10 protein-coding genes are annotated in these 15,031 nt (G+C 49.8%); 8 read left to right on the top strand and 2 right to left on the bottom strand.

Going from position 1 to position 15,031, the window contains the following annotated elements; genetic code table 11:
- Window positions 1-36 precede the first annotated feature (36 nt).
- The 8 genes from tyrB to HBM92_RS22525 all read left to right on the top strand — a co-directional run bounded on the left by tyrB (window position 37) and on the right by HBM92_RS22525 (window position 11,645).
- On the top strand, window positions 37-1,230 hold the full coding sequence (tyrB, locus tag HBM92_RS22560; protein WP_000486943.1) for an aromatic amino acid transaminase: 1,194 nt from the start codon (window positions 37-39) through the stop codon (window positions 1,228-1,230).
- A gap of 181 nt (window positions 1,231-1,411) precedes the next feature.
- On the top strand, window positions 1,412-4,156 hold the full coding sequence (locus HBM92_RS22555; protein ID WP_001304713.1) for a 2-oxoglutarate dehydrogenase E1 component: 2,745 nt from the start codon (window positions 1,412-1,414) through the stop codon (window positions 4,154-4,156).
- A 32-nt stretch (window positions 4,157-4,188) separates the two neighbouring features.
- Entirely contained in the window at window positions 4,189-5,343 is a 1,155-nt protein-coding gene (odhB, locus tag HBM92_RS22550) for a 2-oxoglutarate dehydrogenase complex dihydrolipoyllysine-residue succinyltransferase (RefSeq protein ID WP_000570229.1), read from the top strand.
- Between the two features lie 11 nt (window positions 5,344-5,354).
- The gene (gene lpdA, locus HBM92_RS22545) at window positions 5,355-6,773 is read left to right on the top strand and encodes a dihydrolipoyl dehydrogenase (RefSeq protein ID WP_000103920.1); all 1,419 of its coding nucleotides are present in this window, start codon (window positions 5,355-5,357) and stop codon (window positions 6,771-6,773) included.
- A gap of 21 nt (window positions 6,774-6,794) precedes the next feature.
- Window positions 6,795-7,964, top strand: a complete 1,170-nt coding sequence (gene sucC / locus HBM92_RS22540; RefSeq protein WP_001048625.1) for an ADP-forming succinate--CoA ligase subunit beta — start codon at window positions 6,795-6,797, stop codon at window positions 7,962-7,964.
- 12 nt (window positions 7,965-7,976) lie between these two features.
- Window positions 7,977-8,849 carry a succinate--CoA ligase subunit alpha gene (sucD, locus tag HBM92_RS22535; RefSeq protein WP_000114648.1) on the top strand — a complete coding sequence of 291 codons (873 nt, stop codon included), beginning with the start codon at window positions 7,977-7,979 and terminating at the stop codon, window positions 8,847-8,849.
- Window positions 8,850-9,060: 211 nt separating this feature from the next.
- A complete protein-coding gene (locus HBM92_RS22530; RefSeq protein ID WP_001304712.1) occupies window positions 9,061-10,560 on the top strand; it encodes a DASS family sodium-coupled anion symporter in 1,500 nt (499 codons plus the stop codon).
- An 11-nt stretch (window positions 10,561-10,571) separates the two neighbouring features.
- Window positions 10,572-11,645, top strand: a complete 1,074-nt coding sequence (locus HBM92_RS22525) for an Ldh family oxidoreductase (protein ID WP_001304711.1) — start codon at window positions 10,572-10,574, stop codon at window positions 11,643-11,645.
- On the opposite strand, the gene HBM92_RS22520 is transcribed toward HBM92_RS22525, so the two are convergent.
- Both HBM92_RS22520 and HBM92_RS22515 read right to left on the bottom strand, forming a co-directional pair.
- Entirely contained in the window at window positions 11,634-12,992 is a 1,359-nt protein-coding gene (locus tag HBM92_RS22520; RefSeq protein ID WP_001060859.1) for a sigma-54-dependent transcriptional regulator, read from the bottom strand. The genes HBM92_RS22525 and HBM92_RS22520 overlap by 12 nt on opposite strands.
- Window positions 12,985-14,805: an ATP-binding protein gene (locus HBM92_RS22515; protein WP_000704419.1), complete on the bottom strand. Its 1,821-nt coding sequence runs from the start codon at window positions 14,803-14,805 to the stop codon at window positions 12,985-12,987. The genes HBM92_RS22520 and HBM92_RS22515 overlap by 8 nt, the downstream gene beginning before the upstream one ends.
- Window positions 14,806-15,031: the final 226 nt, after the last annotated feature.

The following is a 15,031-nucleotide window of genomic DNA, read 5'->3' as shown; positions in this document are numbered from 1 at the left end:
TTTAACCACCAGCCCGTAAACCTGGAGAACCATCGCGTGTTTCAAAAAGTTGACGCCTACGCTGGCGACCCGATTCTTACGCTTATGGAGCGTTTTAAAGAAGACCCTCGCAGCGACAAAGTGAATTTAAGTATCGGTCTGTACTACAACGAAGACGGAATTATTCCACAACTGAAAGCCGTGGCGGATGCGGAAGCGCGCCTGAATGCGCAGCCTCATGGTGCTTCGCTTTATTTACCGATGGAAGGGCTTAACAGCTATCGCCATGCCATTGCGCCGCTGCTGTTTGGTGCGGACCATCCGGTACTGCAACAACAGCGCGTAGCAACCATTCAAACCCTTGGCGGCTCAGGGGCATTGAAAGTGGGTGCAGATTTCCTGAAACGCTACTTCCCGGAATCAGGCGTCTGGGTCAGCGATCCTACCTGGGAAAACCACGTAGCAATATTCGCCGGGGCTGGATTCGAAGTGAGCACTTACCCCTGGTATGACGAAGCGACTAACGGCGTGCGCTTTAATGACCTGTTGGCGACGCTGAAAACATTACCTGCCCGCAGTATTGTGTTGCTGCATCCATGTTGCCACAACCCAACGGGTGCCGATCTCACTAATGACCAGTGGGATTCCGTGATTGAAATTCTCAAAGCCCGCGAGCTTATTCCATTCCTCGATATTGCCTATCAAGGATTTGGTGCCGGTATGGAAGAGGATGCCTACGCCATTCGCGCCATTGCCAGCGCTGGATTACCCGCTCTGGTGAGCAATTCGTTCTCGAAAATTTTCTCCCTTTACGGCGAGCGCGTCGGCGGACTTTCTGTTCTGTGTGAAGATGCCGAAGCCGCAGGCCGCGTACTGGGGCAATTGAAAGCAACCGTTCGCCGCAACTACTCCAGCCCGCCGAATTTTGGTGCGAAGGTGGTGGCTGCGGTGCTGAATGACGAGGCATTGAAAGCCAGCTGGCTGGCGGAAGTAGAAGAGATGCGAACTCGCATTCTGGCAATGCGTCAGGAACTGGTGAAGGTATTGAGCACAGAGATGCCAGAGCGCAATTTCGATTATCTGCTTAATCAGCGCGGCATGTTCAGTTATACCGGTTTAAGAACCGCTCAGGTTGACCGACTACGTGAAGAATTTGGTGTCTATCTCATCGCCAGCGGTCGCATGTGTGTCGCCGGGCTTAACGCGCAAAATGTGCATCGCGTGGCAAAGGCGTTTGCTGCGGTGATGTGATTTTAATCAACAGGCGGATCTCTCCGCCTGTTCCTGACTCCAGCCATCCCCTACTATTCTGTCCCTTTTTTCGCCCACTTTTACATCATCTCTTTTCTATAAGTTTTTGAAAATTAGTGTTTTTAACTGTTGGTACGGATTGTGCAGTAATGCGGCTGTCTATGACCATCAGGAGAAAAACATGGAGAACATGACCTCGCCCGGCACGCTGCTTAGTGGAGATAACGCGACCTGGCTTGAAGAGTACTACCAGACCTGGTTGCGTACGCCGGAACAACTCCCGGAAGACTGGCGGCGTTTTTTTCTTTCACCTGAACTGACTGTCCAAAGCGTATCCGGTGATAACAACGTCAGCGGTGCGACGTTAAAAAAACAGGCTGCGGTAATACAACTGATCAATGCCTGGCGCACGCAGGGGCATCTGCGCGCAAAGCTTGATCCACTTGGTTTGAATCCCCCGGCTGACGTTCCCTCCCTCCAGCCTGGTTTTTGGGGATTAAGCGAAGAAGACTTGTTGCAGGAATTTAGCGTCACCTTTGGCGCACACACCACGCAAATGCCACTTAAGCAACTGCTTAACCTGCTGGAGCAAGCCTGGGCGGGTAGCCAGGCTTATGAACTTGCTCATCTGGAAAATCGTGAAGAAATCAACTGGTTGTTATCACGGATTGAGAGCAGCAATGCGCCACAAGCAGATGTACAAACCTGTATTGCTCGTTTTGAAAAACTGATGGCGGCAGAGACGTTAGAGCGTTATCTGCATACCCGTTATGTTGGGCAGAAACGGTTTTCTCTGGAAGGGGGCGAAAGTGCAATCCCGGCGCTCGATACGCTGACAAAACGCCTGCGTGCGCAAGGTGTGGAGGAAATGGTCATTGGCATGGCGCACCGGGGAAGACTTAATGTTCTGGTTAATCTGTTGAATAAAGACCCGGCACAGCTTTTTGCTGAGTTTGAAGGCAAGCAGACGATCGGCAGTGGTTCAGGCGATGTGAAATACCACATGGGGTATTCCAGCAATCTGGAAACACCTGCCGGTTCGCTGCATGTGGCGCTGGCGTATAACCCCTCACATCTGGAGATCGTGAATCCGGTGGTGCTGGGCCAGGTGCGAGCCAGGCAGGAACGCCGTGGTGAGGATGGTCAGGCAAAAGTGGTGGGCGTACTTATTCATGGGGATTCCGCGTTGGGCGGCCTCGGCGTCAACCAAACCACGTTTAACTTATCGCAGACTCAGGGCTACGGCACTGGCGGTACGCTACATCTGGTGATTAACAATCAGATTGGCTTCACCACTTCCCGCTTGCAGGATATGCGTTCTTCACGGTACTGCACCGATATTGCCAAAATGGTAGCGGCCCCAATTATCCACGTTAATGGCGATGACGTTGACGCTGTTTGCCAGGTAATGGAACTGGCGTGCGAATGGCGAGACACCTTCCGGCGCGACATCATCATCGATATTTGCTGCTTCCGTAAGCACGGACACAACGAAAGCGATGAGCCACGTCTTACCCAGCCACAAATGTATCAGGCAGTGGATGCTCACCCTGGTACGCTCGCCCGTTATGGTGAATCTCTTGCCCGCCGCGGCCTGTTAACTCAGGCGCAACAAGATGAGATGACGGCACGCTATCGCGACTGGCTGGATAGCTGCCAGAAACGTGAACCGCAGCCTCTCAAACCTGCAATTCACTCTTTTAGCGCTAACTGGTATGGGTTGACCAACCCTCACTGGAGCGCCCCGGTATCTACGGCATTGCCTCGGCAAAAGCTGGCAGCGTATGGTGAAATCATTTCTACACTGCCACCCGATGTGGTCGCACATCCTACCATTAAACGGCAACTGGCGTTACGCCAGGATATGGCCGCAGGTACTCAGCCAATAGACTGGGGAATGGCTGAAATGCTGGCCTATGCATCGCTTGTGGATGCGGGTGTTGGTGTGCGTCTTTCTGGTGAAGACTCAGGGCGTGGCACGTTCAGTCATCGCCATGCAGTGGTACATCATCAAACTGAAGCCCGTCGTTATCTGCCGTTACAGCATATCCGCGCTGGTCAGGCATCTTTCGATGTTTATGATTCGGTGCTTAATGAAGAAGCGCTCTTAGCCTTTGAATATGGCTATTCAACGTCTGCGCCTCAGCAACTGGTTATTTGGGAAGCACAGTTTGGTGACTTTGCCAACGGCGCTCAGGTTGCTATTGACCAGTTTATCTCGTCTGGCGAAACCAAGTGGGATCGCTATAGCGGTTTAACCATTCTTCTGCCGCATGGCTATGACGGACAAGGGCCGGAGCACTCTTCTGCGCGTCCTGAGCGCTGGCTGCAACTGTGCGCAGAAAACAACATGCAGGTGGTGATGCCCAGTGAGTCAGCACAAATGTTCCATTTGTTGCGCGGTCAGGCATTACGCCCAATGCGCAAACCGTTAGTGATAATGATGAGTAAGCGTTTACTTCGGTTTAAAGGCGCTATGAGCGAGCTTTGTGAATTCACTGATGGCGCTTATAAACCGGTAATCACCGATCCGCAATTGCATCAGTCCCAGAAAGTTAAGCGCGTTATTTTGTGTAGCGGCCAGGTCTATTACGACGTACTGGAAGCCCGTAAGCAGCGTGAGCATGAAGACGAAGTGGCGATTGTTCGCCTGGAGCAACTCTACCCGTTCCCGGTCGCAGAACTGAATGATGTTCTGGCGAGTTGGCCGAACTGCTGCGAATGGATTTGGTTGCAGGAAGAGCCAGAAAACCAGGGCGCGTGGCGGCAGATTCGTCATGAGCTGGCGGCACTGAAAATTAACACTCCTTACTGGCAGTATGCAGGCCGCCCGGCAGCGGCAGCTCCGGCGACAGGGTATGGGCGTGTACATAAACAACAAATCGACGAATTTCTTGCTGCTGCGTTTGCAGATATTCAGCCATGAAAGGCGCACAAAAATAATAAGGAGAACATTTTATGATCGAAATTACTGTCCCTGTATTACCGGAATCTGTCACGGAAGGCACGCTGACAACCTGGTGTAAACAAGAAGGCGAGCACGTAAAACGCGATGATGTGATTGCCGAGCTGGAAACCGATAAAGTCATTCTGGAAATACCGGCCCCGCACGATGGCGTGTTAAGCAATATTATCGTCAGCGAAGGTAGCACGGTCACGTCCGCGCAACTGTTGGCGCATCTTAAGCCGCAAGCTGTCATAGAAGAAACCGTCACACCAGTCACCGAAACCCTGGCGATGCCTTCCGCACGGCTGGAGGCACAGCGTAGTGGTGTCGAACTTGCTGACGTTGCGGGGAGCGGGAGAAATGGACGTATCCTGAAAGAGGATGTACAGCGCGTTACTCCTGCACCAGTCATTCAGCCTGAACGGGTGGCGGAGATCGCGCCAGCTAAACCCTTGACACCGGGTGCTCGTCAGGAACGTCGTGAGCCGATGTCGCGCTTACGTCAGCGGATTGCTGAGCGTCTGCTGGCTTCCCAACAAAATAACGCCATTCTTACCACATTCAACGAAGTAAACATGCAGAGCGTGATGGATTTACGCGCCCGCTGGAAAGATCGTTTTGCCGAGAAGCACGGCGTGAAGCTGGGCTTTATGTCCTTCTTTGTTAAGGCCGTTACCCGGGCGCTGGAGCGCTTCCCTGTAGTGAATGCCAGCGTTGATGGCAACGAGATTATCTGGCGTGATTATTGCGATATCGGCATTGCAGTGAGCAGCAACCGCGGCCTGGTAGTGCCTGTGTTACGCAATGCGCAATCACTCTCTTTGGTGGAAATTGAACGGCAAATTGCCGAATACGCCACACAGGCACGCAATGGCAAATTGCCGCTGGAGGCGTTACAGGGCGGCACGTTCTCTATCACCAACGGCGGTACTTTTGGTTCGATGATGTCAACGCCAATCATTAACCCGCCGCAGTCGGCCATTCTTGGGATGCATGCCATCACGCCGCGCCCGGTCGCAGAAAACGGCCAGGTTGTTATTCGTCCCATGATGTACCTTGCTCTCAGCTATGACCATCGCATTATCGATGGTCAGGAAGCCGTGCAGACATTGGTGGCAATACGTGAGCTACTGGAATCACCGGAACAACTGTTGCTGGATCTTTAAGGAGGGCGCCGATGAGTACAATTTTTGATGTGGCAGTTATGGGGGGGGGGCCAGGTGGTTACGTAGCGGCACTGCGGGCTGCGCAGAATGGGCTTTCCGTAGTATGTATTGATGATGGTGTTAATGCACAGGGCGAACCTTCGCCGGGCGGTACGTGTCTCAATGTCGGCTGTATTCCGTCAAAATCGTTGCTGCAATCTTCCGAACTGTACGCGCAAGTGCAGCATGAGGCGAGCATTCATGGCGTTAATGTTGACGGCGTATCTTTCAATGCAGCTGCGATGATTCAACGTAAAGACGCCATAGTAAGCCGCCTGACAATGGGCATCGGCTTGCTGTTTAAGAAAAATAAAGTGAAGTACCTGTGCGGCCTCGCAACGTTAGAACATGCTCGGGATGAGATTTGGCAATTACGTGTAAACGATCAACAAATCCGCGCCCGTAATGTGGTGATTGCAACAGGTTCTCAGCCGCGTCAACTGCCTGGCGTTACCATTGATAATCAGCAAATTCTCGATAATCGCGGCGCCCTGGCGTTAACCGCTGTGCCGCCGCGTCTCGGTGTGATCGGCGCTGGCGTGATTGGCCTTGAACTGGGGTCTGTGTGGAATCGGGTCGGTTCAGACGTCACGTTGCTGGAGATGGCGCCAACGTTCTTGCCTGCACTGGAAGCTCGCCTGTCGAACGAAGTCCGTAAAGCAATGATTGCCAGTGGGATGAAAATGCAACTGGCAGTAGAGATTGAGGCTATTGAACAACGGGATGACGGTGTGCATGTGCGCTGGCGGCAGGGTGAGAAGCGAGAAGAAAGCCGCTTCGATAAATTAATTCTTGCCATTGGACGTGTACCGCGACTTTCTGGTGTCGATCTCGTGCAACTCGGTCTTGAAGCCGACAACCGTGGCGGTATTGCCGTCGATAACTTATGCCGTACCGGGAAAGCCGGGCTGTGGGCAATTGGTGATGTCGTGCGAGGGCCGATGCTGGCGCATAAAGCGATGGCTGAAGGTGTGGTGGTTGCGGATCAAATTGCCGGACTGGCGGTAGAGCCGATTAATTTTGCGCTGATCCCTTCGGTGATTTACACCCAACCGGAAGTTGCGTGGGTAGGGGAAAACGAGGCCTCACTGAAAGCCGCTGGCAGAGTCTTTAACAAAGGAAATTCTCTGTTTGCCGGTAACGGTCGCGCCTTAGCATTAGGCCAGGAAGGTGGGCGTTGCACGTTATACAGCGATAAACACACTGACCGCGTACTTGGCGGAGCGATTGTTGGCCCGCAGGCATCCGAGCTGATCAATGAAATTGCGCTGGCGATGACTTTTAGCGCCTCTGGCGAGGATATTGCCTGTGCGATCCATGCGCATCCGACATTAAGCGAAGTCATCCACGAAGCAGCAATGGCCTTGAATAATAAAGCATTACACGGATAACACATACCACTGAGGGAATATATGAATTTACATGAGTATCAGGCCAAATCGTTACTGGCTGGCATGGGGATGCCGTGTCCAAAAGAGATAGCCATCCAACAGATTTCGCAACTGGCAGATGCCTGGCAACATATTGCTTGCCCGAGTAAAGGCGCGGTACTTAAAGCGCAGGTACATGCTGGTGGGCGCGGTAAAGCTGGCGGCGTAAAAGTGCTTAAGCAGCTGCCGGAAGCACAGGCTTTTGTACAGCAAATGTTGGGATCGCAACTGGTGACTTATCAGACCGGGCCAGAAGGGCAGTATGTCAGCAGTATTTTGCTGTGCGAAAACATCTATCCGGTACGCCAGGAACTCTATTTTGGCATGGTGGTGGATCGTGAAAGCCAGCGGGTCACGTTTATTGTCAGCCCGGAAGGTGGCGTGGAAATTGAAAAAGTCGCCCATGAGACACCGGAGAAAATCAGCAGTGTCAGCATTGATCCACTGACAGGCGTGCAGCCTTGCCATATCCGCGAAATGTTTGCTGTTCTGCAACTGGAACACGGGCTATTTGCTGCCTTTAGTCGCCTGGTTAATCAGGCGTGGAAAGCCTTTAACGAACTGGATTTCGCCCTGCTGGAAATTAACCCTCTGGTGTTGCGGGAAACGGGCGAATTTATGTGTGCAGACGCGAAAGTATCGCTGGATGATAACGCGCTGTATCGTCACCCGGAACTCCAGGTGCTACGTGATGAAACCCAGGAAGATCCACGCGAAAGCCAGGCAGCGAAGCTTGATCTTAATTATGTCTCGCTGGACGGAAATATCGGCTGCATGGTCAATGGTGCAGGGCTGGCTATGGCAACCATGGACATCATCAAGCTATACGGTGAACAACCCGCAAACTTCCTGGATGTTGGCGGTGGCGCAACCCAGGAGCGCGTCAGTGAAGCCTTTCGGCTGATTGTTTCCGACAGCAAAGTGAAAGCCATTCTGGTTAATATTTTTGGTGGGATTGTCCGTTGCGACATGATCGCCAGAGCCATTATTCATGCTCTGAATGAGGCCCGTATCACCCTGCCTGTCGTGGTGCGTCTCTCCGGTAATAACGCTGCCGAAGGGCAGCGGTTACTGGCAGAAAGTGGCCTGACGGTGGAAGCCGTCAATTCTCTGGATGATGCCGCTAAACGCATCATTGCGTTACTGAATTAACAGGAGGTTAAGATGAGCGTTTTGATCAACAAACACACGCGGGTACTGGTGCAGGGCATTACCGGCAAAAACGGCACATTTCATACAGAGCAGGCTATTGCGTATGGCACGCAGATTGTGGGTGGAGTGACGCCAGGTAAGGGCGGGCAACGGCATCTGGATCGCCCGGTTTTTGATTCAATGAAAGAAGCGATGCGACAAACTGAGGCTGATGCCAGCGTGATTTATGTGCCTGCACCGTTTGTGCTGGATTCTGTTGTTGAGGCTATTGAAGCTGGCGTCAAATTGGTTGTGGTGATCACTGAAGGTGTACCGACACTGGATATGGTGAAAGTTCGTCGGCTGCTTGACTGCCACCCGGATGTGCGGCTGATTGGGCCAAACTGCCCAGGAGTTATCACGCCGGGCGAGTGCAAAATCGGGATTATGCCTGGTGAAATCCACCGCCCAGGGCGTATTGGGATTGTTTCCCGCTCCGGTACATTAACCTACGAAGCTGTAGCGCAAACCACGGCGCTGGGACTTGGGCAATCCACCTGTATTGGTATTGGCGGCGATCCGGTTCCGGGGACTAACTTTATTGATGCGCTGCGTTTATTCGAAAATGATCCGCAAACAGACGCGGTAATTATGATCGGTGAAATTGGTGGTAATGCGGAAGAACGGGCCGCGGAATTTATTCGCCATGAAATGAATAAACCGGTCGTAGGTTATATTGCCGGTGTCACTGCACCAAAAGGAAAACGCATGGGACACGCTGGAGCCATTATTTCTGGCGGTAGCGGCAGTGCGGAGGATAAATTCCGGGCGTTCGATAAAGCAGGCATGGCATGGACACGAAATCCAGCATTACTTGGCGAAACGTTATGGAATGTTATTAAGTAATCCATAAATGAATATCAAGGGAGCATATCGCTCCCTTTTTTTATCTGTGTGGTAAGAGAATCACCTTTTATTTACTGTGCGGAAAACCGCGCACAAAATAAAAAGAATAAATAATAAAATCATTAAATAACAAAGCGTTATTAAAAAATTAAAGATGGCATAGCTCCTGCAATAGCCAGGCAGGTTTTTTATTTTTCACAATGAGGTGAATATGTCATCAATATCCCATGGCGCACCACAAAAGCGTCGAATTATCCCTAATCCCGGCCTGTGGTTGGCGATCATTGCCGGAATTATTATTACCCTTCTGCCACTGGGCGATACCTTGCCCGTCGCTGGACAAAATATGATCGCCATTCTGGTGTTTGCCATTATTGTCTGGATCAGCGAAGCGATGGATTACACCGCCAGTGCAATTGTTATTTCCGCACTGATTATCTTTATGGTTGGTTTTGCCCCGGATATGAATCACCCGGACACGATCCTTGGCACCGCGAAAGCGCTGAAAATGACTCTGTCGGGTTTTTCTAATTCTGCTCTGGCGCTGGTGGCAGCAGCAATGTTTATCGCGGCGGCAATGACCATTACCGGGCTGGATAAACGCATTGCGCTGTTTACTATGTCGAAAATAGGTGCCAGCAGCCGCAGCATTATTATCGGTGCCATTGTGGTGACCATCGTCCTGAGCCTGGTCGTACCCAGTGCCACTGCCCGTACGGCTTGCGTGGTGCCGATTATGATGGGGGTCATTGCGGCATTTAAGGTGGATAAACATTCACGTTTAGCGGCGTCAATGATGATTGTTATCGCCCAGGCGACCAGTATCTGGAACGTTGGTATTCAAACTTCGGCGGCGCAAAACCTGCTTTCTATCGGTTTTATCAATAAAACTTTCGGCGCCGGGCATTCTGTCAGCTGGCTTGACTGGCTGTTAGCGGGCGCGCCCTGGAGCCTCACCATGTCGGTGATCCTCTATTTCCTCGCACGTAAATTGTTGCCGCCAGAAACGGAAGCTGTTGAAGGGGGGAGCGAGGCCATTAAAAAAGCACTCGCAGAATTAGGGCCAACCACCGGTAAAGAAAAACGCTTGATCGGTATTTCGCTGTTGTTACTGCTCTTTTGGTCTACTGGCGGAAAATTACACAGTATTGATACCACCTCTGTCACCCTTGCCGGACTGGCGATTATGTTGCTGCCAGGCATCGGTGTAATGAGCTGGAAAGAGGTCGAAAAACGTGTGCAGTGGGGCACGTTGCTGATGTTTGGTATTGGTATCAGCCTGGGGTCCACGCTGCTTGATACGCAGGCAGCTTCATGGATGGCGAACTATGTGGTGAAAGGTTTTGGTCTCGATGGCTTGCCATCATTAGCCATCTTCGCGATTCTCGCCGCTTTCTTGATAATTATTCACCTGGGGTTTGCCAGTGCCACTGCGCTAACTGCCGCATTGCTGCCCATCCTGATTAGCCTGTTAAGCAGTCTGCCGCCAGAACTCGGCGTTAACCCGGTCGGCATGACCATTCTGCTCGCCTTCAGTGTCAGTTTTGGCTTCATCCTGCCGATTAACGCGCCACAAAATATGGTGTGTATGGGTACGGATACCTTCACGCCACGCCAGTTTACCCGTGTGGGACTGTACCTGACGGTAATCGGCTACCTGTTGTTGCTACTGTTTGCCGCTACCTGGTGGAAAATTTTAGGTCTAATGTGAGGAAACCAACGATGTCATTACAAATTGCTGTTGAAAAAGTGCGTTGGTTAGCTGCCGGGCTGCTGGAACTTAATGGCTGTGATGCCGATATCGCTCAGGATGTGGCGGAACATATGATTGAAGCGGAACGTTATGGCTTTGCCAGCCACGGCGTCACGCTGCTACCGAAATATCTGGAAAATATCGCTCGTGGCGATGTAACCGCGAATGCCCGCCCGGAATGCTTAACAAGTGAAGGTAATTTACAACGTTTTCATGCCCACAATGGCTTTGGTCAACACGCCGGAAAAGTGGCGGTAAATGCTGCCATCGAACAAGCAAAACGCCGTGGTTTTTGCCTGTTAACGTTGTGCCATGCGCATCATTTAGGGCGTATGGGGCATTACGGGCAAATGGTTGCTGATCAAGGCCTGGCGATGCTGGCCATGAGTAACGTTACCGGGCGTCCGGCGCTGGTCGCGCCCTGGGGCGGTGCGGAACCGCGTATGACCACTAACCCTTTCTGCTTTGCCTGGCCGTTCAGTGATGGGCGTCCGCCGATTCTGGTTGATTTTGCCACCAGTAGCATGGCGCTAAATAAAGCACGGGTAATGTCGTCCACCGGGAAGCAGGCCGCGCCGGGACAATTGATTGATGCACAGGGGAATCCAAGCAATGATCCTGGGGTGTTATTCAGCAATCCTCCAGGGGCGTTACTGCCATTTGGTGAGCATAAAGGATTTGGCCTGGCACTGATGATTGAAATGATGGCGGGGATCTTATCTGGTGGTGACACGATCGCCGAAGATCATCAGACGGATGGATCTGCGCATAATCATCTTTTTGCGTTGATTATCGATCCTGATCAATTCACCGATCTGGCAGGGGAGAAAGGGCAGTTCTTTGCGGATTATCTGTTAGCTACGCAGCCTCAACCTGGCGGCAATCCGGTGATTTACCCCGGTATGCCAGAAGCTGCCAACCGGGAACGCAATGCGAAGATGATTACGATCCCGGTATCATTCTGGTCCTGGGTAGTTGAACATTACGCCCGCAAAGGTATCGATTTGGGGTTACATCCTCAGGAATCAGCATTAGCTGGATGATTCTGGTCGATAAACTTGCGGTTGAATCTGATGTTTGTTGAGTTTGTCATATAAAGTCTTGCGCGGCAGCTGTAATAGCCGCGCTGTCAAACTGACCTGGCCTTCCGTTTGTCGCAGCATATCTTCGATTAACTTTTTCTCGAAAGCATCAATGCAGGCGGTAAGGCCACTCTCTTCTTGCTGAGTCATTGGCACTGGCTGGTGGTGGGTCAGTAAACCGAGAACAAAACGCTCTGCATTGTGTTTAAGTTCACGTACATTGCCAGGCCAACTTTGTGATTGCAACCAGGCCAGTAACATGGGAGAAATATCAGGCAGAGGACGATTATATTTTTGTGCCGCCTGACTGGCGAACCAGTAAAACAGTTCAGGGATATCTTCTCGTCGCTGGCGTAGAGGTGGAATATTCAGGCTAACCACATTCAGACGATAATAGAGATCGAGACGAAACAGATGTTCTTCGCTGCGACGCAGTAAATCTTCCTTGGTCGCTGCAATAACACGGCAATTCACCGGAATTAATTGATTGGCACCTAATCGTTCAATGGTTCTTTCCTGCAATACACGTAGCAGTTTTACCTGCATTCCTGATGGCATTCCCTCTATTTCATCGAGAAATAACGTACCACCATTTGCATGTTCAATTTTTCCAATACGCTTTTTAACCGCACCGGTAAATGCGCCCGCCTCATGACCAAATATTTCGCTTTCAAACAACGTTTCTGGTAAGCCTGCACAGTTTAAGGCAACAAACTGCCCCTGACGGCGGGTACTCCAGTGATGCAGCATTCTGGCGACGACTTCTTTACCACAACCTGTTTCACCATAAATAAGGACATCGGCACCGGTATCTGCGACATTAAGGATCATTTTACGCAGTTGTTGCATCTGCGGACTACGACCAATCAGCACCGGGCCATTTTCCTGTTGCAGATTCGCCAGTAATTGCTGATTTTCTAAAACCAATCGCCGTTTTTCTACCGCTCTGGCAATAATACTCAATAATTTATCTGAGCTACTTGGTTTCTCAATGAAATCGAATGCACCATTACGCATGGCATCCACCGCCATTTCCACGTCACCGTGTCCGGTAATTAAAATAACCGGAATTTTGCTATCCATTTCGTTGATGTAACTGAGGAGCTCTAGTCCTGATATTCCAGGTAACCTGACATCGGTCAGTATAATAATGTTGGCCTGACTTTGAATAAGGGGAATACTGTGTTCTGCATCGCAACAGGAAATAACACGATAACCAGCCAGCGTGAGCGTTTGTTCACAGGCAAAACGTACATCGTCACTATCCTCAATATAAACTATAGTAATTTCACTGGATTTATTATTCATGTTCTTCTCCCCATTCAGGCCAGGTTAATGTCATTACTGCGCCGCCTTCAGGATGATTACTGGCGTGGAGTGCGCCGTTCGAATTTCGGACAATTTCGCTGACTATTGCCAGTCCCAACCCCATTCCTCTACGTTTAGTGGTAAAAAATGGTTCAAATATGCGATCGACAACTTCAGGTGCAAAACCGCCACCGCTGTCTTTAATGGTAATAATAACTTTGTTATTTGCCTGGCGAATGGCGATATCCAGTCGTTTGTAAGAGCTACCTTCCATAGAATCTAAGGCGTTGCTAATTAAATTACTGAATATCTGTTCAAGACCGAGCTCATCGCAATTGACAAATAACGGCATGGATGGGGCTTTTATTCGTCGCTCAATGTTATTTTTCTCCATGCTGTGATTAAGTAACGCCACGGCGCTATACATCACTTTGATGACATCGGCAGAACCTTTAGGTACGCGATGGCGCGAGGCAAATGCTTTAAGTTCGGAAATGAGCTGCGTCATCCGCTCAATCACTGAAATAATATGTTTCAGATTCTGTTCAACCTGCGGATACATCTCTTTTTTTAGCATAGTACGCGCGTTATCAGTAAGTGCGTGAATGGCGGCTAACGGTTGATTTTGTTCATGGGCAATTTCGGTTGCCATCTGTCCAAGCGCCGCCAGTTTGCTGGACTCTGCCAGTTCACTACGCGTAATTTGTAATACTTGTTCAGCTTGACTGCGCTCTTTTATCTCCTGTATTAATTTTTGATTGATCAATTCCAGGGCAGATGTACGCTCTTTAACCTGTTTTTCTAATGTTTCATTCGCAAGTGTTAATAATTGTTGTGCATGAGATCGCATTCTCCAGTATTTAATAAATAACAAAAACAGCAGGTAAATAATTAGTGTAATGACTAACGAAATAGCCCATGACCAGTACAGGTTATCTAAGGGGACCATAATTGTCATTTTCCAGTTAAATTCTGGAATGGCTATTTGTTGCGTATAATATTGCGGGAATAAACAGAGTTGTTCTTTTTTATCTTTCAGGAAAGTAAAATTGCTCACGGTATAACAGGGATAATAATCCGCCGGTAAAAGATTGTCGAGACTATATTGGCGGGTAGATTGTAGTTTTTGTTTTGCCTGAACAGGTAACGGTTGCAGTGTTCGCATTCGCCATGGCGATTTTGAACTTAAAAATATAATCCCATGTTCATCATTCACGATAATATTTTCAGGACCTTCGGCCCATGCTTTTTCAATTTCATTAAGACTTATTTTTACTACTACAACACCGACAATTTTTCCTTTATCTTTTATACTTGTAGAGAGGAAGAATCCCGGTGTATTCGTAGTGCTACCAATACCGTAAAAGCGTCCATTTAAGCCAGACATGGCGTGTTTATAATAGGGGCGATAGCTATAATTTTGCCCTACATAGCTGCCGGGGTCCTGCCAGTTGCTAGAAGCGATGGCCTTACCTTGGGTATCCAGAATAAATATTGCTGCGGTTTTGAGTTGAGTATTGAAATGTGCAATTCGTTGATTGAGTTCGCTGGACGTCATATCGTCAGGCGTAATTACCGCCTGACGGATGATATGGTCTGTTGAGAGCATATAGGGTAAAACATAAAATTGCTCGATGGTGGAATATAATGTGGACTTATACATTTCAAGCCGCATTTTATCGGTACTGGACAAGGTATTAAAACGCAAGTGCAAAAAAGCGATTGAAACCGCGAGCATGATAAGAAAAAGTGAAATGCTTGTAATGTGAAATCGCCATTTGTTCTTAAATATATAATTCCACGATATTTTCATTCATCATCCATTGAATGCATTTATATTTATCATCAGTATATTCCCTGAACAATGTTTGCGAGAACCAAAAGAGTGCCATTGTGTGAATGTGTAAGCAGAATAACCGTGGCAATGTGTGGTTTATCGCACAGGTATTCCAAATGTGATCATGCTCTTTTTATGTGACAAATCCGCAGATAATCCTTCCTTTCCCCCGCGGTTGGCGTTATGGTCAGATGGTTTTTTC

Source organism: Escherichia sp. E.sYA108 (assembly GCF_011754335.1).
GTDB classification, from domain to species: domain Bacteria; phylum Pseudomonadota; class Gammaproteobacteria; order Enterobacterales; family Enterobacteriaceae; genus Escherichia; species Escherichia coli.
The sequence above is the reverse complement of the archived record's forward strand: the minus strand, read 5'-3'. Positions and strand labels throughout refer to the sequence as shown.